Origin of the sequence: uncultured Bacteroides sp., assembly GCF_910578895.1 — a bacterium.
Taxonomy (GTDB): domain Bacteria; phylum Bacteroidota; class Bacteroidia; order Bacteroidales; family Bacteroidaceae; genus Bacteroides.
The window spans coordinates 1-20,421 of sequence record NZ_CAJTSC010000012.1; the positions used below are offsets into that span (position 1 = coordinate 1).

The 20,421-nt window shown below is 46.5% G+C and carries 15 protein-coding genes; 11 read left to right on the plus strand and 4 right to left on the minus strand.

The window, feature by feature from the left end:
- The first annotated feature begins 124 nt into the window (after nt 1-124).
- From QZ327_RS04615 to QZ327_RS04640, 6 genes are all read left to right on the plus strand, one after another.
- Nucleotides 125-730 carry a V-type ATP synthase subunit D gene (locus QZ327_RS04615; protein ID WP_294617525.1) on the plus strand — a complete coding sequence of 202 codons (606 nt, stop codon included), beginning with the start codon at nt 125-127 and terminating at the stop codon, nt 728-730.
- 8 nt (nt 731-738) lie between these two features.
- Nucleotides 739-2,559, plus strand: coding sequence for a V-type ATPase 116kDa subunit family protein (locus QZ327_RS04620; RefSeq protein ID WP_294617526.1), 1,821 nt, complete (start codon nt 739-741; stop codon nt 2,557-2,559).
- A 41-nt stretch (nt 2,560-2,600) separates the two neighbouring features.
- Nucleotides 2,601-3,020: an ATPase gene (locus tag QZ327_RS04625; RefSeq protein ID WP_294617528.1), complete on the plus strand. Its 420-nt coding sequence runs from the start codon at nt 2,601-2,603 to the stop codon at nt 3,018-3,020.
- A gap of 246 nt (nt 3,021-3,266) precedes the next feature.
- Nucleotides 3,267-4,928 carry a glycogen/starch synthase gene (locus QZ327_RS04630; RefSeq protein WP_294617530.1) on the plus strand — a complete coding sequence of 554 codons (1,662 nt, stop codon included), beginning with the start codon at nt 3,267-3,269 and terminating at the stop codon, nt 4,926-4,928.
- A 42-nt stretch (nt 4,929-4,970) separates the two neighbouring features.
- Nucleotides 4,971-7,535, plus strand: a complete 2,565-nt coding sequence (locus tag QZ327_RS04635; RefSeq protein ID WP_294617532.1) for a glycosyltransferase family 1 protein — start codon at nt 4,971-4,973, stop codon at nt 7,533-7,535.
- 326 nt (nt 7,536-7,861) lie between these two features.
- The gene (locus QZ327_RS04640; protein WP_294617602.1) at nt 7,862-9,205 is read left to right on the plus strand and encodes a threonine/serine exporter family protein; all 1,344 of its coding nucleotides are present in this window, start codon (nt 7,862-7,864) and stop codon (nt 9,203-9,205) included.
- Between the two features lie 51 nt (nt 9,206-9,256).
- On the opposite strand, the gene QZ327_RS04645 is transcribed toward QZ327_RS04640, so the two are convergent.
- Both QZ327_RS04645 and QZ327_RS04650 read right to left on the minus strand, forming a co-directional pair.
- Complete coding sequence (locus QZ327_RS04645; RefSeq protein WP_294617534.1) at nt 9,257-9,970, minus strand: hypothetical protein; 714 nt, start codon at nt 9,968-9,970, stop codon at nt 9,257-9,259.
- A 79-nt stretch (nt 9,971-10,049) separates the two neighbouring features.
- Entirely contained in the window at nt 10,050-10,814 is a 765-nt protein-coding gene (locus QZ327_RS04650; protein WP_294617535.1) for a glycerophosphodiester phosphodiesterase family protein, read from the minus strand.
- 69 nt (nt 10,815-10,883) lie between these two features.
- On the opposite strand from QZ327_RS04650, the gene QZ327_RS04655 reads away from it, so the two are divergent.
- From QZ327_RS04655 to QZ327_RS04675, 5 genes are all read left to right on the plus strand, one after another.
- A complete protein-coding gene (locus QZ327_RS04655; RefSeq protein WP_294617536.1) occupies nt 10,884-11,015 on the plus strand; it encodes a hypothetical protein in 132 nt (43 codons plus the stop codon).
- Nucleotides 11,016-11,513: 498 nt separating this feature from the next.
- Entirely contained in the window at nt 11,514-13,397 is a 1,884-nt protein-coding gene (locus tag QZ327_RS04660) for an amidophosphoribosyltransferase (protein ID WP_294617538.1), read from the plus strand.
- Nucleotides 13,398-13,488: 91 nt separating this feature from the next.
- A complete protein-coding gene (carA, locus tag QZ327_RS04665) occupies nt 13,489-14,568 on the plus strand; it encodes a glutamine-hydrolyzing carbamoyl-phosphate synthase small subunit (protein ID WP_294617540.1) in 1,080 nt (359 codons plus the stop codon).
- 57 nt (nt 14,569-14,625) lie between these two features.
- Entirely contained in the window at nt 14,626-17,859 is a 3,234-nt protein-coding gene (gene carB, locus QZ327_RS04670) for a carbamoyl-phosphate synthase (glutamine-hydrolyzing) large subunit (RefSeq protein ID WP_294617542.1), read from the plus strand.
- A gap of 78 nt (nt 17,860-17,937) precedes the next feature.
- Nucleotides 17,938-18,366, plus strand: a complete 429-nt coding sequence (locus QZ327_RS04675; protein WP_294617543.1) for a polymer-forming cytoskeletal protein — start codon at nt 17,938-17,940, stop codon at nt 18,364-18,366.
- 90 nt (nt 18,367-18,456) lie between these two features.
- Here QZ327_RS04675 and QZ327_RS04680 read toward each other — a convergent pair whose 3' ends face one another.
- Together QZ327_RS04680 and QZ327_RS04685 are read right to left on the minus strand one after the other, a co-directional pair.
- Complete coding sequence (locus tag QZ327_RS04680) at nt 18,457-18,930, minus strand: hypothetical protein (RefSeq protein WP_294617544.1); 474 nt, start codon at nt 18,928-18,930, stop codon at nt 18,457-18,459.
- A gap of 30 nt (nt 18,931-18,960) precedes the next feature.
- Entirely contained in the window at nt 18,961-20,256 is a 1,296-nt protein-coding gene (locus QZ327_RS04685; protein WP_294617545.1) for a GNAT family N-acetyltransferase, read from the minus strand.
- Between the last annotated feature and the right edge of the window lie 165 nt (nt 20,257-20,421).

The window sequence follows — 20,421 nt, forward strand, 5'->3', positions numbered from 1 at the left end:
ATTTTTACAAGAAGATAAAAAGTGTTTGATAAAAAGCATAAAATGCGTTGCTTGATTTTTTAATTAATAAAGATGTGATAGATAGAAGCCTTTAATTTTTAATTTCAAATTTTTAATTATCAAAGTGGCTATTAAGTTTCAATATAACAAAACCTCACTCCAGCAGTTGGAAAAACAACTGAAGGTACGTGTGCGTACGCTTCCTATCATAAAGAACAAGGAGAGTGCCCTGCGTATGGAAGTGAAGCGTTGTAAGGCGGATGCCGCTGCGTTGGATGCGAGGTTGGAAAAGGAAATCCAAGCTTATGAAGCCATGTTCGCCCTTTGGAATGAGTTTGATTCCTCATTGATAAAGGTCAGCGATGTTCATCTTGGTGTGAAGAAAATTGCTGGCGTGCGGGTACCGTTGCTTGAGAATGTGGACTTCGAGATACGTCCCTATAGCCTGTTCAGCGCACCTAAATGGTATGCAGACGGATTGCACTTGCTGAAGGAGCTGGCACATACTGCCATTGAGCGGGAATTTATCGTTGCCAAGCTGAACCTGCTGGAACATGCGCGTAAAAAGACTACCCAAAAAGTGAATCTTTTTGAGAAAGTACAGATTCCGGGCTATCAGGATGCGCTGCGCAAAATCAAGCGATTCATGGAAGACGAGGAGAATCTTTCCAAGTCATCGCAGAAAATCATGAAGTCCCACCAAGAGAAAAGGAAGGAGACAGAAGCATGATTACAAAAATGAAGAAACTCACGTTTCTTGTGTATCATAAGGAATATGAGGAGTTTCTGGAGAAACTCAGAGATTTGGGAGTGGTGCACATTGTAGAGAAACAATGGGGCGAGATGGATGATTCCTTGCAAACGATACTCAGAAAGCAGGCGCTTTATAAGGGTGTGCTCCAATCAATGCACTTTCTTGCCGACAAGCAACCGGATGGACAGATACACGAGGAGTTGGCTCCGGATGTATTGGTGCAACAATATGATGAGCTGAAAAATCGTATCCATCAACTGGAGCAGCAAACGTCCGCCATCGGTAAGGAAATAGCCCAAATGGAAGTTTGGGGTGATTTCGATTGGGAGTCGGTGCGTAAGTTGGAAGCGGCAGGATGGCATGTGCAGTTCTATGCTTGCCCGAAGAAAGAGTATAATGAAAATTGGGAACAGGAGTATAATGCTATTGTTATTGATGACGATGGCATTCAGCTCAGGTTTGTAACAGTGACCTCTGTGCCGGTAACGCTGGATATTGAAGCGCTCCATCTACCTGCCCGTAGCTTGTCGCAGTTGAGAGTCGGGCTGGCTGAGAACGAGCAAGCATTCCGGCAGGCTCAAGTAAGTTTGAAAGATTTCAGCAAAGCTTATTACAAGACTCTTGAGCAAGGTGCTCGTAACCTCTACAGTGACATTGACTGGATGAAGGTGAAACTGAGCAGTGAGGAAGTGGCAGAGGGAACGGTAGTGTTGCTGGAAGGCTGGGTACCTGCCGACCGGGAGAGTGAGTTGAAGAGTTATTTGGATAAAATCGGTGTATATTACGAGGTACGGAATGCTACCCGTGAGGATAATGTACCGGTGAAGCTGAAAAACAATGCCTTTACCCGTATGTACGAGGTGCTCACCAAGATGTATGGTATGCCCAGTTTTACGGACTTTGACCCGACTCCGATTGTGGCACCGTTCTTCTCCCTGTTTTTTGCTTTCTGTATGGGCGATGCTGGATATGGGCTTATCCTGATTCTGCTGGGTTTTCTGTTGAAGAAGAAAATGAACAAGGAGATGGCGGGCATGATGAACCTGGTAATCACGCTGGGTATATTTACAACAGTGTTTGGGGCTTTCTTGGGTACTTTCTTCGGTATGAGCCTGATTGATTCCGAACTGCCGCAGCACTTGAAGAATTTCATCATTGCGGGTGATGTGGAATTGTTTGGTTCCACTTACGATAAGCAAATGATACTGGCGTTAGGAATCGGGGTGGTACATATCTCAATAGCCATGACGGTGAAAGCCGTTAATAGTACGGTATTCTACGGCTTCAAGGAATCGTTGAGTGCCTGGGGCTGGTGGCTGTTTATTGTGGGTGGTGTCGTTGTGGGTACGCTTTCTTTCCTCAGTGTCATTCCGGCAGAAGTGTCTAAATGGGCATTCGTTGCCGTGGCAGGTATGGGAGCGATAGGCATTTACCTGCTGAACAACCTTCACCGTAATGTGCTGGTGAATATCGGTGCGGGTCTGTGGGATACGTATAATATGGCTTCCGGGCTTTTGGGTGACACGTTGTCGTACATCCGTCTGTTTGCTCTTGGTTTGGCGGGCGGTATGTTGGGACAGACGTTTAACAATTTGGCATTAATGGTGGTGGACGGTCGCGAAGGAGTGGCGGCTGTGTTTGGATGGATAGGCTTCGGGCTGATTATCCTTGTGGGACACACGTTGAACATTGCGATGTCCTGCCTGAGTGCTTTTGTGCATCCGTTGCGTCTGACCTTTGTGGAATATTTCAAAAACGCCGGTTATCAAGGTAAAGGAGTAGAGTATAAACCCTTTAAGAAGTAAATACATAGAAATAACAAACAAGTATAAAAACAAAAAACATTATGAACGAATTATTAGGTTATTTAGGAATGGGACTCATGTTGGGTCTTGCCGGTATCGGCAGCTGTTATGGTACGACAATTGCTGGTAACGCCGCTGAGGGCGCTTTGAAGAAAGATCCTTCAAAATCGGCTGGTTATATGATTCTTTCCGCTCTTCCCGCTACGCAGGGACTTTACGGATTCTTGGCATTCTTGCTCCATTTCGGCAAGGTGACAGCCGATACAGGTGCGTTGTGGTTTGGTGTAGGTTTGGGCGTAGGTCTGGTATGTCTGTTTTCAGCTATACGTCAAGGACAGGTTTGTGCAAATGGTATTGTAGGTGTTTCGCAAGGACACGATGTACAGACCAACACGATGATTTATGCCGCTCTTCCGGAATTTTATGCCATCTTGGCACTGGTAGCCACTTTCCTCGTATAGTTTAGAATAGACGTGAAGATGTCGATAATCCGCTCCTGCCGCAGATAATGTGGTAGGGGCGGATTTTTTTCTTCTGCGCTGCCTGCAGAGATTCGTTGTACTGTACAGGACAATCAAGTCTTCCAGTTACTGTATTCCGCAAACGATTGTATATGCATATTTCATTAGTTTTTTCGATTAAAAGGCTATTTTTCAAAGAATAATGTGTACTTTTGCGCCCGATTAAGTAATAGAGATTAAAACAATATGACCAAAACACTGTTAACCCCCGACTACATCTTCGAATCAAGCTGGGAAGTATGTAACAAGGTTGGTGGTATCTATACCGTTTTGTCTACACGGGCAAATACGTTGCAGGCAAAATTCCATGATAGATTATTTTTTATTGGACCGGATTTTTGGCAAGGAAAAGAGAATCCTCTGTTTATTGAATCCGATAACCTTTGCGCGGCATGGAGACAACATGCTGCCGAACGAGATAATCTTTCCGTTCGTGTGGGCCGTTGGAACATTCCGGGTACCCCTATTGTTATACTGGTTGACTTCCAACCGTTTTTCGTTCAGAAGAATGACATTTATACAGAGATGTGGAACCGTTATCAGGTGGATTCGTTGCATGCATACGGCGATTATGACGAGGCGTCCATGTTTTCGTATGCTGCCGGAAAGGTAGTGGAGAGTTTCTACCGCTATAACCTGACGGAAACGGACAAAGTGATATATCAGGCGCATGAATGGATGACCGGTATGGGTGCCCTTTACCTGCAGAACGCCGTTCCGGAGATAGCCACGATTTTCACTACCCATGCCACGTCCATCGGACGCTCTATCGCCGGTAACGGTAAGCCGCTTTACGACTATCTTTTTGCCTATAACGGCGACCAGATGGCGGAAGAACTCAACATGCAGTCCAAGCACTCCATAGAAAAGCAGACTGCGCACTACGTAGACTGTTTCACAACCGTAAGCGAAATCACGAATAACGAGTGTAAGGAACTGCTTGACAAAGCAGCGGATGTCGTGTTGATGAACGGTTTTGAAGACGATTTTGTGCCGAAAGGATCCACCTTTATTGGAAAACGTAAACGTGCGCGTGCTGCCATGATTCGTACTGCCAATTGTCTGTTAGGTACAGATTTGGGTGATGATACTCTGCTTGTGGGCACCAGCGGACGCTATGAGTTTAAGAATAAAGGTATTAACGTCTTTTTGGAGTCACTAAACCGCCTGAATCGCGATAAGAACTTGAAAAAGAATATTTTGGCGTTTATCAATGTGCCCGGTTGGGTAGGAGATGCCCGCGAAGACCTGCAACACCGCCTGAAGAGTAAGGAGAAATTCAATACACCGCTCGAAGTACCTTTTGTTACCCATTGGTTGCACAATATGACGCACGATCAAGTGTTGGACATGCTGAAATACATGGGGATGGGAAACCGCCCGGAAGACAAAGTAAAGGTAATCTTTGTTCCCTGCTATCTGGACGGCAAGGATGGTATTTTCAACAAACACTATTATGACCTTATTCTGGGGCAAGACCTCAGTGTCTATCCCTCTTATTATGAGCCGTGGGGATATACTCCGCTGGAAAGCGTTGCTTTCCGCGTGCCTGCTATTACGACAGACCTTGCCGGTTTCGGACTGTGGGTGAACAGCCTGAAAAACCAGCACGGCATCAATGACGGGGTAGAGGTGCTGCACCGTTCGGACTACAACTATTCCGAAGTGGCGGATGGCATCAAGGACACTATCTCCGCATTCTCTGCAAAGACGGATGCCGATGTGAAGGAGATACGTAAGCGTGCCGGACAAGTCGCCGAACAGGCTTTATGGAAGCATTTTATCGAATATTATTACGAGGCCTATGACTTTGCGCTTCGCCATGCGGCGAAGCGCCAGTTGGGCTGAGAGAAGAAAATATGAATTATTAATCAATCAACCAATCATACAATGAAGATTAAAGTTAGTAATGTAAACACTCCGAACTGGAAAGATGTGAATGTTAAATCTCACATTCCTGCAGAACTGGAGAAATTATCCGAACTTGCACGCAACATTTGGTGGTCATGGAATTATGAAGCCACTGAACTGTTTAGAGACCTTGACCCTGCTCTCTGGAAAGAAGTAGGACAGAACCCTGTCTTGCTGTTGGAACGCATGAGCTATGCCAAGCTTGAAGCACTTGCCAAAGATAAGGCTATTTTGCGTAGGATAGAAGAGGTATATTCCAAATTCCGAGCATACATGGATGTGAAGCCTGACAGTAATCGTCCTTCCGTTGCATATTTCAGCATGGAGTATGGTTTGAATCATGTTCTTAAAATATATTCCGGTGGTTTGGGTGTGCTTGCCGGCGACTATTTGAAAGAGGCTTCCGACAGTAATGTAGACTTGTGTGCCGTTGGTTTCCTGTATCGTTACGGTTATTTTACCCAAACACTCTCCATGGATGGTCAACAGATTGCCAATTACGAAGCACAGAATTTTGGTCAGTTGCCCATCGACCGTGTGCTCGATGAGAACGGTAATCAAGTGATTGTGGATGTTCCTTACCTGGACTACTACGTGCATGCTTTCCTTTGGAGAGTGAACGTGGGACGTATTTCGCTCTATCTGCTCGACACGGACAATGAGATGAACAGCGAGTTCGACCGTTCTATCACTCACCAACTCTACGGAGGCGACTGGGAGAACCGTTTGAAACAGGAAATCCTGTTGGGTATCGGTGGTATCCTGACGCTGAAGAAACTTGGTATCAAGAAAGATGTATACCACTGCAATGAAGGACATGCGGCACTGATTAACGTGCAACGCATTTGCGACTACGTGGCCGAAGGTTTGACTTACGACCAAGCCATTGAGTTGGTACGGGCTTCTTCACTGTATACCGTACATACTCCGGTTCCTGCCGGTCACGACTATTTCGATGAAGGTCTCTTCGGCAAGTATATGGGTGGATATCCTTCCCGTATGGGTATTACTTGGGATGACCTGATGGACTTGGGTCGCAATAACCCGGGCGACAAGGGCGAGCGCTTTTGCATGTCCGTATTTGCTTGCAACACCTCGCAGGAAGTGAATGGTGTGAGTTGGTTGCACGGAAAAGTTTCCCAAGAAATGTTCGCTCCTATTTGGAAAGGTTATTTCCCGGAAGAGATGCACGTAGGCTATGTTACCAACGGTGTACATTTCCCCACATGGAGCGCTACGGAATGGAAACAACTCTATGGTGCACACTTTGACGAGAACTTCTGGTACGATCAATCCAATCCTAAGATTTGGGAAGCTATCTACAATGTGCCCGATGAAGAGATTTGGAAGACGCGTATGGCGATGAAGAATAAGTTGATTGACTACGTTCGTAAGGAATACCGCAAGACGTGGTTGAATAACCAGGGCGATCCCTCGCGCGTGGTGTCTCTGTTGGAAAAAATCAATCCGAATGCGTTGCTGATTGGTTTCGGACGCCGTTTTGCCACTTACAAACGTGCACACTTGCTGTTCACCGACTTGGAACGTTTGGCTAAGATTGTGAACAATCCCGACTATCCGGTGCAGTTCCTGTTTACCGGTAAGGCTCACCCGCACGATGGTGCAGGTCAGGGACTGATTAAGAGAATCATCGAAATTTCCCGCCGTCCGGAGTTCTTAGGTAAGATTATCTTCCTCGAAAACTACGACATGCATTTGGCACGCCGTCTTGTATCGGGTGTAGATATCTGGTTGAACACTCCGACACGTCCGCTTGAAGCATCCGGTACTTCCGGCGAGAAGGCATTGATGAACGGTGTAGTTAACTTCTCTGTACTTGACGGATGGTGGTTGGAAGGTTATCGCGAAGGTGCCGGCTGGGCGCTGACGGAAAAGCGTACTTACCAGAACCAGGGATACCAAGACCAACTGGATGCTGCTACCATTTACAGTATTCTTGAGCAGGAAATCCTGCCGTTGTACTATGCACGCAACAAGAAGGGATATTCCGAAGGTTGGATAAGAACCATCAAGAACTCGATTGCTCAGATTGCGCCTCACTACACTATGAAGCGTCAGCTGGACGATTACTACAGTAAGTTCTATACTAAAGAGGCAAAACGCTTCAAAGCGTTGGAAGCCAATAACTATGCTAAAGCTAAGGAACTCGCTGCATGGAAAGAGGAAGTGGTTGCCAAGTGGGACAGTATTGAAGTAGTGTCTTGCGACAAGACGGAAGAGTTGGTGAAAGGTTCCATCGAAAGCGGCAAGGAATACACCATTACTTATGTCATTGACGAGAAGGGCTTGAATGATGCCATCGGTCTGGAATTGGTGACTACGTATACAGCTCAGGATGGTAAACAACATGTTTACTCCGTAGAACCGTTCGATGTAGTGAAGAAAGAGGGTAATCTCTATACGTTCCAGGCGAAGCATAAGTTGGAGAATGCAGGTAGCTTCAAGGTAGCTTATCGTATGTTCCCGAAGAATGCGGAACTTCCTCACCGTCAGGATTTCTGTTACGTACGTTGGTTCATCTAAGATGAAATAGCAGAGCAGGTGGTGCGCTTCGTTTAGACGCGCGTGCTGCCTGTTGATATTCAGCATTGCATTTGCTTGATATAAACGGGGGTGTTAATACTTTGACAGGCATATCATTCTGTCGAAGTATTGACATCCCCCTTTTTTGTAAATCCCCTCTCTTTACGACAGACCGATTCGTATATACCTTTCCCTATCTTTGACTTCATCTTAGATATTTCCGTTTGGCAAAATCAAATAAATTTGTTTTTGCTCTCGACTTATTCCGTATCTTTGTACCCTTTTTGGGGGAGACAAATAAAAACAAATAGTTAGTAGAAAGTTTGATGGATAATACAATGGTTGAACAGGAAATTGTTTTGCGCAGGAAGCTTGATTTATTGCTTCGTACAGGGAAAATATTAGTGGAGAGTGCCGCCGACACCAATCGTATCGTACGCAATATGAATCGCGTAGCAGCTTATTTAGGATTGCCCGAAGAAAATCTCCACATTGACGTGACATATACCATGTTGATGGTGAATTTGAGTGATGAATCACATTCTTATTCCAAATTTCAGAAGTGCGAGAAGCATGGCATCAACATGACCGCCATTTCCGAAATCAGCAAGCTCTCTTGGCGAGCTATTGAGGAAGACTATTCGCTTGACCGGTATGAGGAAGAGCTGGAGAAGATAAAAAACAAAAAGCGTAACTATACTCCCTTTCTTATTGCTGTCGGGGCAGGATTTGCTTGCGGCGGTTTTTGTAAATTGTTCGGTGGCGATTGGATTGCTTTTCTATTCGCTTCCATTGCAGCTTTTGCCGGTTTCCGCGTCCGTGCGCGTTGTGTGGAATTTGGCATTAATCTTTATATGAGTATTGGCATTGCGGCATTGGTGTCCACCTGCCTTGCCTATCTCACTACCTTTATGGGATTTTCGTCCACTCCGTATCATCCATTGCTGGCTTGTGCATTGTTCATCGTGCCGGGCGTTCCTATTATCAATTTTGTGGACGACATGATTGACAACTATATACAGGTGGGCATCGTACGTGCCGTCAATACGGTGCTGATGGTATGTGCCATGGCTTTCGGCATTGTCATCGCTATGCGTTTGCTGGCTATGGAAGATGTGGTGATTGACAGGAAGTTCAGTGAGTTGAGTATGGTTCCGCATGACCCTTACTATATATATGCCATTGCGGCAGCCATATCCGCCATGGGTTTCTCCATGATATTCAATATCCAGCGCCGTCTGCTGTGGGTGGTGGCTGTAGGTGGCATCCTTGCCGTGTGTACACGCAACTTTATCAACTTCGAACTGGGTTTCGGTCCCGTTATCGGTTCTTTTATGGGGGCTATGGTGGTGAGTTTGGTGGCGGTGAAGGCCGTTCATTGGTTTCACGTGCCCAACCATGTGCTTACTATCCCTTCTGTTATCCCGATGATTCCGGGGGTGTTGATGTATCGCGCCCTGATTGCCTTTATCAATATGCACGGCGTGGTAGGCGAGGTGACGGTAGCTGTGTCCAACGGCATCAACGCTTCACTGATTATTCTTTGCATTGCGCTGGGCGTGGCGGTTCCCAATATTTTTGCTCGCCGTTACATTGCCAAAGACCGCCGTCGTTTTCTACAAAGGGAGTTGCAGAAGCGCAGGGAACGTGGAAAGTTCCTTGAATGGTAAGGGACGAGAGGGCTTCGGCAATGTCGGTATTGTACGGCTTACGGTGATAACCTAAAAACTTAGTCCCACAACGAAATAAGCGCCTTCCGAGCAAGGATTCCAAGTGGCTTTGGCAAAGAGTGGGAGAGAGAATGAGTCGGTAATCCTAATCTCTTTCGAAACTCCCAGGCTGACATCGCATACGGAAAATCCATCCGCTCCGTAAAAGTCCGTTTCCCACGGGGTGGCGCCTGCTTCGGCTGTCCAATCCAACCCGCCCAATCTGAAAGGAGCGGTTACGGAGATATAAGATGAGTAAGCCCTCTTTCCATTCTCTTTGAGACCATCCTCTCCGGCAAAGTTCGTGTACCAGTTCACTGCCACAGGACCAAAATCATAACCTACTTGGGCTTCATACAGGTGTGCGGTGTTGTGCGCGCCATAGTGGAAGTAGCCGGCTCCGGTATTGAACCAGTAATCGGTGATTGATACGGAAAATCCGCTGTTGGAGTAGCCCAACGTCAGGTCCAGCTCTTTGGCATCATAACCGTCGGTGTCTGTTTTTTGGATGCCTACCGACCCCCATGCTTCCAATGAAAAACCTTTGTAGGCAATTGATGCACTGGGTTGGATACTTACGCCGCCTAAGTCTTGTCCGCGCCATACGTAACCGCTTACGATGTCTGCACCTACCGATGCTTCTACTTTGTCTTGTGCTTTTGCCGTGAAAGGCATTACTGCAGCGAGTAGTGCTATTACTCCTAATTTTGCATTTCTTGTTTTCATATCTTCTTACCTTTGTATATTGAAAAAACTGCGGACGATTAGTCCATATTTATTTGTATAGTATTGTGCGTCGAAACTTTTATTGTAATATTTTCTGTAACTCTACGGGTTCGTTGGTAGTGATGAAATCTACGCTTTGATCTATCAGCCACTCCATGTCTTGCGTATTGTTTACGGTCCAGGCATTTACTTTCATACCCAACTCGTGAGCTTCTTTAATCCATTCGGGATGTTTTTTGAACACGCTGAAGTGATAGTCGGGTCCGGCACAGCCCCATTCTTTTAGGTCTTTAGGAGCGAGGTCTCCTTGCAGATAATACACCGGAGTACCTTTGGGAGCAAGACGTATGAACTCTTTGGTGGCATGCCGCGAGAAAGTGATGTATTCCGTACGACTGTCCAATCCCATCTTCTTTATCATCTTTACGATGGCGGCTACGGCTCGTGTCTCCTGTTCAGGTGTTTTATGGGCTTTCAGTTCCAGGATGAGACGTGTTTTCAGTTGTTTCGCTCTTTTCAGATATTGTTGCAGGGTAGGGAGTTGTTCTCCGTTTTCCAGTATTACGGCGGTACACTGCCGTACGGTGGAGTTCTGCATATCTACTCCTTTGAAAGTACTGTCATGGTTTACCACCAGTTGGTTGTCGGCTGTGAGCCATACATCAAGTTCGGAACCATAGCAGCCGATGGAGTCGGCTTTTACCAATGCAGCGATGGAGTTCTGTGCCGAACCTTCGGTTTTCCAGAATCCGCGATGGGCGATGACTTGGGTGGATTGTGCCTGTATGTCGCTGCATACAGCAAGCAGTAGGGCGGCGGTGATAATAAGGCTTCTTGATTTCATCAGGTATTGAAATTATAAATATTTGTTTTGATTATCTTCATCTTTTTAGGCAAAGATAGTGTAAACATTATGAATATGAAAGAATGCTCGCTGAAATTCAATTGTGAGGCGTATGGTGAAAACTTATGTTTGACTACTGCCTGTTATATATTTGCTACCTGCCATATCAGAGTATTTGCCGGAACCATGTATCTGTTTTAAAATTACTGTTCAAGTATTTTTTGGGGCGCTCTTATAGAAGCATGAAGTTATAGTCTGATAGGAAATAGCATTTGTTTTCTTCTAATCCTAAATCAAATTTCCTTCGTTTGCTTTAGATTTGTAATGATTTTCTTTTTGCTTTTAAAGCATTGTTTTAGTTGTCTTTTTGATAAGGAAATATCTTTTTTCTATTCTTTTGATAAAGAAATAGAGTAAATCTTGACTTTATGTTCTGAAGAATGTATATCTTTGCTGTCGTAAAATCAAATACCGATATAACATGTATCTGTAGAATATATTTAGGTTGTCAATCGTATTGATTTCTTGATTATCAAATTGTAAATCATCAACATGCCTATGTGCCGAAGATATAATATAAGTAGATGTTGAAAATGTGTTTATATCATTGACCATCTGTCATTCAGAGAATATAAGACAATAAATCAGTAGTACTTAAGAGGTATCGCGAGCATAGGGAGTAATATAGTAAATAAATAGATGGAACAACTGAAGCATGAATGTGGCGTTGCCATGATACGCCTGCTGAAACCGCTGGAATATTATGAAGAGAAGTATGGTACATGGATGTACGGGCTGAACAAACTCTATCTCCTTATGGAGAAGCAGCATAATAGGGGGCAGGAAGGAGCCGGATTGGCTTGTGTGAAATTGGAAGCAAATCCGGGCGAGGAATATATGTTTCGTGAACGGGCGCTTGGTTCGGGTGCCATCACGGAGATATTCGATACGGTGCACGGTCACTTTAAAGACCTGACAAAGGAGCAACTGCATGATGCCGGTTATGCAAAGCGCGCGTTGCCCTTTGCGGGCGAAGTGTATATGGGGCATTTGCGATACTCCACTACGGGGAAGTCAGGTATCTCGTACGTACATCCGTTTCTTAGAAGGAACAACTGGCGTGCCAAGAACCTCGCCCTTTGCGGCAACTTCAACATGACAAATGTGGACGAAATCTTCGCACGTATCACTGCCATCGGTCAGCATCCGCGTAAATATGCCGATACCTACATCATGCTGGAGCAGGTGGGACATCGGTTGGATCGTGAAGTGGAACGTCTTTTCAACCTTGCCGAAGCCGAGGGGTTGACGGGCATGGATATCACACATTACATTGAAGACCATATTGACCTTGCCAACGTATTGCGCACCTCAAGTAAAGAGTGGGACGGGGGCTATGTGATGTGCGGGCTTACCGGAAGCGGTGAGACATTCGCTGTACGCGATCCGTGGGGTATTCGTCCGGCATTTTGGTATCAGGATGATGAGATAGCGGTGCTTGCCAGCGAACGACCTGTCATACAGACCGCACTCAATGTCTCTGCCGACCGCATTAAGGAGTTACAACCGGGGCAGGCGGTGCTCATTAATAAGCGTGGAAATCTTCGCACGGTGCAGGTCAATAAACCGCGTGAGGTGAAACCGTGTTCTTTCGAGCGCATCTACTTCAGCCGAGGAAGTGACATGGACATTTACAAGGAACGTAAACTGCTGGGTGAGAAATTGGTGCCCAACATTCTGAAAGCCATTGATAAGGACATAGATCATACGGTCTTTTCCTTTATACCGAATACCGCAGAAGTGGCATTCTACGGAATGTTGCAGGGATTGGATGACTATCTCAACGAAGAGAAGGTCCGGCAGATTGCCGCTTTGGGACACAACCCCAGCCATGACGAGCTGGAGCGCATCCTGTCCCGTCGCATACGGAGCGAAAAGGTGGCTATAAAGGACATTAAACTGCGTACCTTCATTGCCGAAGGTAACAGCCGCAATGATCTTGCTGCCCACGTTTACGACATTACCTACGGTAGTCTCGTACCTGGTGTGGATAACTTGGTTATTATAGATGACAGTATTGTACGCGGTACCACTTTGAAACAGAGCATCATCGGTATTCTCGATCGTCTCGGTCCGAAGAAGATTGTAATTGTAAGTTCGTCACCGCAGGTACGCTATCCCGATTATTACGGGATTGACATGGCGAAAATGAGTGAGTTCATCGCTTTTAAGGCTGCCATCGAACTGCTGAAAGAGCGTGAGATGCGTGATGTTATTGAATCCGCCTACCGGAAGTCCAAAGAGCAGGCGGATTTGCCTAAGGAACAAGTGGTGAACTACGTGAAAGAAATCTACGCTCCCTTTACCGATGAGGAGATTTCCGCCAAAATGGTGGAATTGCTTACTCCGAAGGGCACGAAGGCAAAGGTGCAGATTGTATATCAGCCGCTTGAGGGCTTGCGTGAAGCCTGTCCGCAGCATCAGGGTGATTGGTACTTTAGCGGCGATTATCCCACTCCGGGCGGTGTAAGGCTGTTGAATGCGGCGTTTATAGACTACATCGAACAGATATACCAGTTTTAACTGGGACGGGAGTCGGTTTTCCGGGGAGGAGTTGTCCTAAGAGAGATAAAGAAAAAAAGAAGAATTAAGATACAAAGTAATTACTGAACCAATGAGAAATGTAACTCTTATCCTTGACGACGGGAGCCGCTTTTGTGGCAAGTCGTTCGGCTATGAAAAACCGGTGGCTGGAGAGGTGGTTTTCAATACAGCTATGTCGGGTTATCCCGAGAGCCTGACCGACCCTTCGTATGCCGGGCAGTTGATGGCGCTCACCTATCCGCTGGTGGGTAACTATGGTGTGCCACCCTTTACCTTTGAGCCTGACGGGCTGGCTACGTTCATGGAGAGCGAACGCATCCATGCCGAAGCTGTTATCGTTAGTGATTATTCCGAGAGCTACAGCCATTGGAATGCCGTGGAAAGTCTTGGTGATTGGCTGAAGCGTGAGCAAGTGCCGGGCATTACGGGTATCGACACCCGCCAACTGACGAAAGTTCTGCGTGAGCATGGAGTGATGATGGGAAAGATTGTTTTCGATGACATCCCCGATGAAGTTCCCGAAGCTACTTATGCCGGTGTGAACTATGTGGATAAGGTGAGTTGCAAGGAAGTTATCCGTTATAACGAGGGACGGGACAGGAAGAAAGTTGTCCTTGTGGACTGCGGCGTCAAGACTAACATCATCCGTTGCCTGTTGCGGCGGGATGTGGAAGTGATTCGCGTGCCGTGGAACTACGATTTCAATGGATTGGAGTTCGATGGGCTTTTCATTTCTAACGGTCCCGGCGACCCCGACACTTGTGATGCTGCCGTGCGGAATATACGTAAGGCGATGGAGAATGAACAACTTCCCATCTTCGGCATCTGTATGGGCAACCAGTTGCTCTCCAAAGCCGGTGGAGCCAGGATATACAAACTGAAATACGGGCATCGTAGCCATAATCAGCCTGTACGCATGGTAGGCACGGAACGTTGCTTCATCACCTCTCAAAATCACGGTTATGCGGTAGACAACAACACGTTGGGCGAAGATTGGGAACCGCTTTTCATCAATATGAATGATGGTTCCAACGAAGGTATCCGCCACAAGCGAAATCCTTGGTTTTCCGCACAGTTTCACCCCGAAGCTGCCAGCGGACCCACGGATACGGAATTCCTTTTTGATGAATTTGTCAAACTTATGAAGTAAAAAAAGATTTGTTGAGGCTGGTATTGTCTTATTCGTAATATAAAAAGAACAACAACAATGAAAGAGAACAATATAAAGAAAGTCCTGTTGCTTGGTTCCGGTGCATTGAAAATCGGGGAGGCGGGAGAGTTCGATTACTCGGGTTCGCAGGCGCTCAAGGCATTGAAAGAAGAGGGTATCCATACCGTTCTTATCAATCCGAATATTGCTACAGTGCAAACTTCGGAAGGAGTTGCCGACCAGATTTATTTCCTGCCCGTAACCCCTTATTTTGTGGAGAAAGTTATTGAGAAGGAGCGTCCGGACGGCATCATGCTTGCCTTTGGCGGACAAACCGCCCTGAATTGCGGTGTGGCGCTTTACAAGGAAGGTCTCTTCGAGAAATACGGTGTAAAGGTACTCGGCACGCCCGTACAGGCAATCATTGATACGGAAGATCGCGAGATATTCGTGCAGAAGTTGAACGAGATAGATGTAAGGACTATCAAGAGTGAGGCTGTGGAGAATGCCGCGGATGCCCGCCGTGCTGCCGCTGAGCTGGGCTATCCGGTCATTGTGCGCGCTGCATACGCGTTGGGTGGATTGGGTTCGGGCTTCTGCGATAACGAAGAAGAACTGAATGTTTTGGTGGAAAAGGCTTTTTCTTTCTCTCCGCAGGTGTTGGTGGAAAAATCGCTGCGCGGTTGGAAAGAAGTGGAGTATGAGGTGGTGCGCGACCGTTTCGATAATTGTATCACGGTTTGCAATATGGAAAACTTCGATCCGTTGGGCATCCATACAGGAGAGTCCATCGTTATTGCTCCGTCGCAGACATTGAGCAATACGGATTATCATAAACTGCGCGAACTTGCCATCCGAATCATCCGTCATATCGGTATCGTGGGCGAGTGTAATGTGCAGTATGCTTACGATCCCGAAAGCGAAGACTATCGTGTTATCGAGGTAAATGCACGTTTAAGCCGTTCATCCGCACTTGCTTCTAAGGCAACTGGTTATCCGTTGGCATTCGTTGCCGCCAAGTTGGGATTGGGCTACGGGCTTTTCGACTTGAAGAACTCTGTCACCAAGACCACGAGTGCTTTCTTCGAACCTGCCTTGGACTATGTGGTCTGTAAGATTCCACGGTGGGATTTGGGTAAGTTCCACGGTGTAGACAAGGAGTTGGGTTCAAGCATGAAATCGGTCGGCGAGGTCATGGCAATTGGCCGTACTTTCGAGGAGGCTATCCAGAAAGGTTTACGTATGATAGGACAGGGAATGCACGGCTTTGTGGAGAACAAAGAACTGGTCATTCCCGACATAGATAAGGCGCTGCGCGAACCTACCGATAAGCGTATTTTCGTTATTTCCAAAGCCTTCCGCGCCGGATATACGGTAGACCAGGTACATGAGCTGACAAAGATAGACCGGTGGTTCCTTGAGAAGTTGATGAACATAATGAATACGAGCAAGGAGTTGAAGCAGTGGAGCGGAAATCATAAGCAAATTGCCGATTTACCTGTCGGGTTGCTGCGCAAGGCGAAGATACAGGGATTTTCCGATTTCCAGATAGCACGTGCCATCGGTTATGAGGGCGATATGGAAGAGGGCATTCTTTGTATACGCAATTACCGTAAGAGCGTGGGAGTGTTGCCTGTAGTAAAGCAGATAGATACCCTTGCTGCCGAATATCCTGCGCAGACCAACTACCTGTATTTGACCTACAGCGGCATCGCCAATGATGTGCATTACTTGGGCGACCGCAAATCAATCGTTGTCCTCGGTTCGGGTGCCTATCGCATCGGCTCTTCGGTGGAGTTCGATTGGTGCGGTGTGCAGGCGCTGAACACTATCCGCAAGGAAGGTTACCGCAGTGTCATGATTAACTATAATCCCGAAACTGTGTCTACGGACTATGATATGTGCGATCGTCTCTATTTCGATGAACTGACCTTCGAGCGCGTCATGGATATCCTTGAACTGGAAAACCCGTACGGGGTTATTGTTTCTACAGGCGGACAGATACCCAATAATCTTGCCTTGCGTCTTGATGCGCAAGACGTACCAATTCTCGGTACGAGTGCCAGGAGCATAGATAATGCTGAAGACCGTGACAAGTTTTCTGCTATGCTCGACCGCATCGGCGTAGACCAGCCCGAGTGGCGTGCGCTGACTTCTTTGGAAGACATTGACGCTTTCGTGGCACAGGTGGGATTTCCCGTGCTGGTTCGTCCGTCGTATGTCCTTTCCGGTGCGGCGATGAATGTTTGTTCCAACCGCGAGGAACTGGAACGCTTCCTGCAACTGGCGGCAAATGTCTCGAAGAAGCATCCGGTGGTAGTGAGCCGGTTTATTGAGCATGCCAAAGAAGTGGAGATGGATGCGGTAGCGCAGAATGGTGAAATTATCGCATACGCCATCAGTGAGCATATTGAGTTTGCCGGTGTGCATTCCGGTGATGCCACCATCCAGTTTCCACCTCAGAAACTGTACGTGGAGACGGTACGCCGTATCAAGCGTATCAGTCGTGAGATTGCCCGTGAACTGAATATTTCCGGTCCGTTCAACATCCAGTACCTTGCCAAGGATAACGATATCAAAGTGATTGAATGTAATTTGCGTGCATCGCGCTCATTTCCGTTCGTGAGTAAGGTGCTTAAGATAAACTTCATCGAACTCGCCACGAAAGTGATGCTCGGCATTCCCGTACGGAAACCGGACAAGAACCTGTTCGACCTCGACTATGTGGGAATAAAGGCTTCGCAATTCTCCTTCAATCGCCTGCAGAAGGCAGATCCGGTATTGGGCGTGGATATGGCAAGTACGGGAGAGGTGGGGTGTATAGGCAGTGATACATCTTGTGCTGTTTTGAAAGCGATGCTTTCGGTGGGCTATCGTATTCCGCAGAAGAATATCTTGCTCTCTACCGGTACGCCGAAGCAGAAGGTGGATATGCTTTCCGCTGCCCGTATGCTTCAGCAGAAAGGATACAGGCTGTTTGCCACTGGCGGTTCGAGCAAGTTCCTGACGGAAAACGGTGTGGAAAACACCCGCGTCTATTGGCCGAGCGAATCGGGTATGCAACCGCAGGCACTCGATATGCTACATAAAAAGGAGATTGATATGGTGGTGAATATTCCGAAAAATCTTACGGCGGGAGAGCTGGACAACGGTTACAAGATACGCCGTGCCGCTATCGATCTAAATGTTCCGCTGATTACGAATGCACGGTTGGCAAGTGCGTTTATCAATGCGTTCTGTACAATGACGCCGGACGATTTGGCTATCAAGTCTTGGGAAGAATATAAATAACAGCGCTATTTTTTGCAGTTCAGTATTTTTTCTTACTTTTGTAAAATAAACAAAAGTAACAACATTAATAAAGATACTATGTTTGGTAAAAAGAAAGACGACAAAGAGCATGACATTGCCACATCCGAACCTTTAAAATTGACTACTGTAGCGGTAGGTACGGTTTTAAAAGGCACGATTGATGTGGAAGGAAGCCTGCGGGTGGATGGGACGATAGAAGGTAACATCACGTGCCGTAAAACTGTAGTGCTTGGTCCTCAAGGGAAAATTATAGGAAATGTGACTTCCGTTTCCGCCATATTGCAGGGTACCTTGAAAGGTGACATACATATTTCGGATGAATTGATGTTGAAAGCCGGATGTATGGTGAATGGCGATATCTATACCTATAAGTTGGAAGTCGAACCCAAAGCCTGCTTCAATGGTACTTGCAACACTATCAAGGAGGAAAAAACCGTACAGGTCAAAGCATCAGAGCAAGGTCGGAACCAAACGGCAGAAAAATAGAATAAAATGTCTTACCTGCCTATTCCGTTCGGGATAAGGTGCGGTGCTTGCCAATATAAAGCCGGAGTGTGTCGACACTTCCGGCTTTTATTATGCCGTTACTAATTTAAAGCGTATTCGCCAACGTTTGTTTGCATCATCCCAATCATGACTGATTATTTTGAAAATTCCTATTTGGGAAGTGTTGGTAACGTGTGTGCCTATACAAAGGCATTCGTCATAATTACCCACTTTTACTATACGCACGGTCTCTGAAGCGTTCTCCGGCAATCGGTCCAAATCGAATCGTCCTTGAGCTTCTTCTTGGGTGATGTATTCGGTAGTGACAGGCAGATGCTGTGCCATGACCTCATTAACGGTCTCTTCCAGTTTCTTTATTTGCTCTTCTGTGGGGCAGGTGTTCAGCAGATAGTCCAATTTGCTTTTTTTGCGTTCTATATGGGCAGAGACGGAGCGCCCGCAACCGAATAATCTGATCATTGTCTGATTGACAACATGTTCGGTAGTGTGCATGGGAGCGATTGACGCATCCTGAAATTTTGAAGAGGCTTGGTTTGTTTCCATGTTTCTTTTTTGTTCTTATGTTCTTCTGTCTTATACGATTTCTTCTTTCAAAATACTATATACATGTATATCCGTATATTCTCCCGAAGCCAATAGTTCTCCGGCGCGTTCTGTCCCTTCCAGGCGGAAACCCAATCTGACGGGAATGCCATTACTTGCCGCATTGCCTGTGGCACAACGGATTTGTATACGTTTTATATCTTTGGCTTCGACAGCCCATTGGCATAGGCGGCGTACACAAGCGGTCATAATACCTTGGTGCTGGTATTCGGGCAGCAGCCAATAGCCGATTTCCGTACGATGATTGGCGAAGTCGGAGAAATGAAAACCTATCAACCCGCAAATTTCATTCTTTCCATTCCAAATGCCGAATATCGGTTCGTAACTGTCGGCGGGAGCGGAGAGAATACTTTTCAGGAACTGTTCTTCATCGGCTACGGATTTCAGATTATCGACAAACGGTAGCCATGTACGCATATAGTCGCGGTGCGTATCAATCGCATGGTATATTGCCGCCGCATCTTCTATCGTCACCTCACGTAACATGATGTCCGGACGGATTTCAAAAGTTAAATTCAGATGATTGAATGATGCTTCTTCTTGCTGCGTGCTTGGCATGTTTTGTATCCTTTCTTTGAGTTTGCCCCAAGCGTGTGTGTCGAACAGGCAACTCTCGCGCATGGTGTGATACATTTTCCTGAACCGTGACATCGGAATAGTGAAACTCAGCAAGTCCTCTTCGAAATAGTGGCGTACAGACGGGTCGAAAAATCCCAGGAAAGTACTTCTCCCATGTTTACGGTTTTCAAGGATAGCCCGGGTCACTACAGAGCAACAGCCCGAACCGAAAGGAGCCGACACGGCATCCGTGGCATTATTGTCAAAGTAAGCCCATGTGGCCAGTCCTGCCAGTATATCCGGAGTGGCAAGGAACAAGATACCTTCGACCGCGTCGAAAGAAGTTATCTTGTCAATTCGTGCAAAGTGCAGATAGGCTTTTCCGGCTTTGGGCACTTGCAACTCTTGTATGAAGTCTATGACCATTCCGGGCGTTTTCTTATATTTCTCTTTCAGGGAGACAAAACCGGGCACACGTTCTGGCATATCTGTAAAGCCGGTGTAGAATTTACCGCCGCCGCAACCTATATTCTCTGCGTTGAGGCTGATTGTCTTGCCGTTTCTTACCTGTATCATGCTTTTGAAGAAACATCCGTTTATCTTCTCCGTAGGAACTTCCGGTTGGTCGGAGTACCAAAAAGCGATGGGGAGTTCGGCATGTTGCCCGAATGCTTCCCGGTAATTACTGATGAATGTATGTATATCCATTACCTGTATTTTTTTCGGAGTAAAGATAATTATTTATTTGAGGATTTTCATTTTGAAGAGGGGGAAATGAAAGAAACTGTTTTTTCCGGAAAGATAAGTCGTTTCGCAAGCCGAGCATGTTTTGAAGCTGATGGGCATAAAAAAAGGAGTACCGCTGTACTCCAA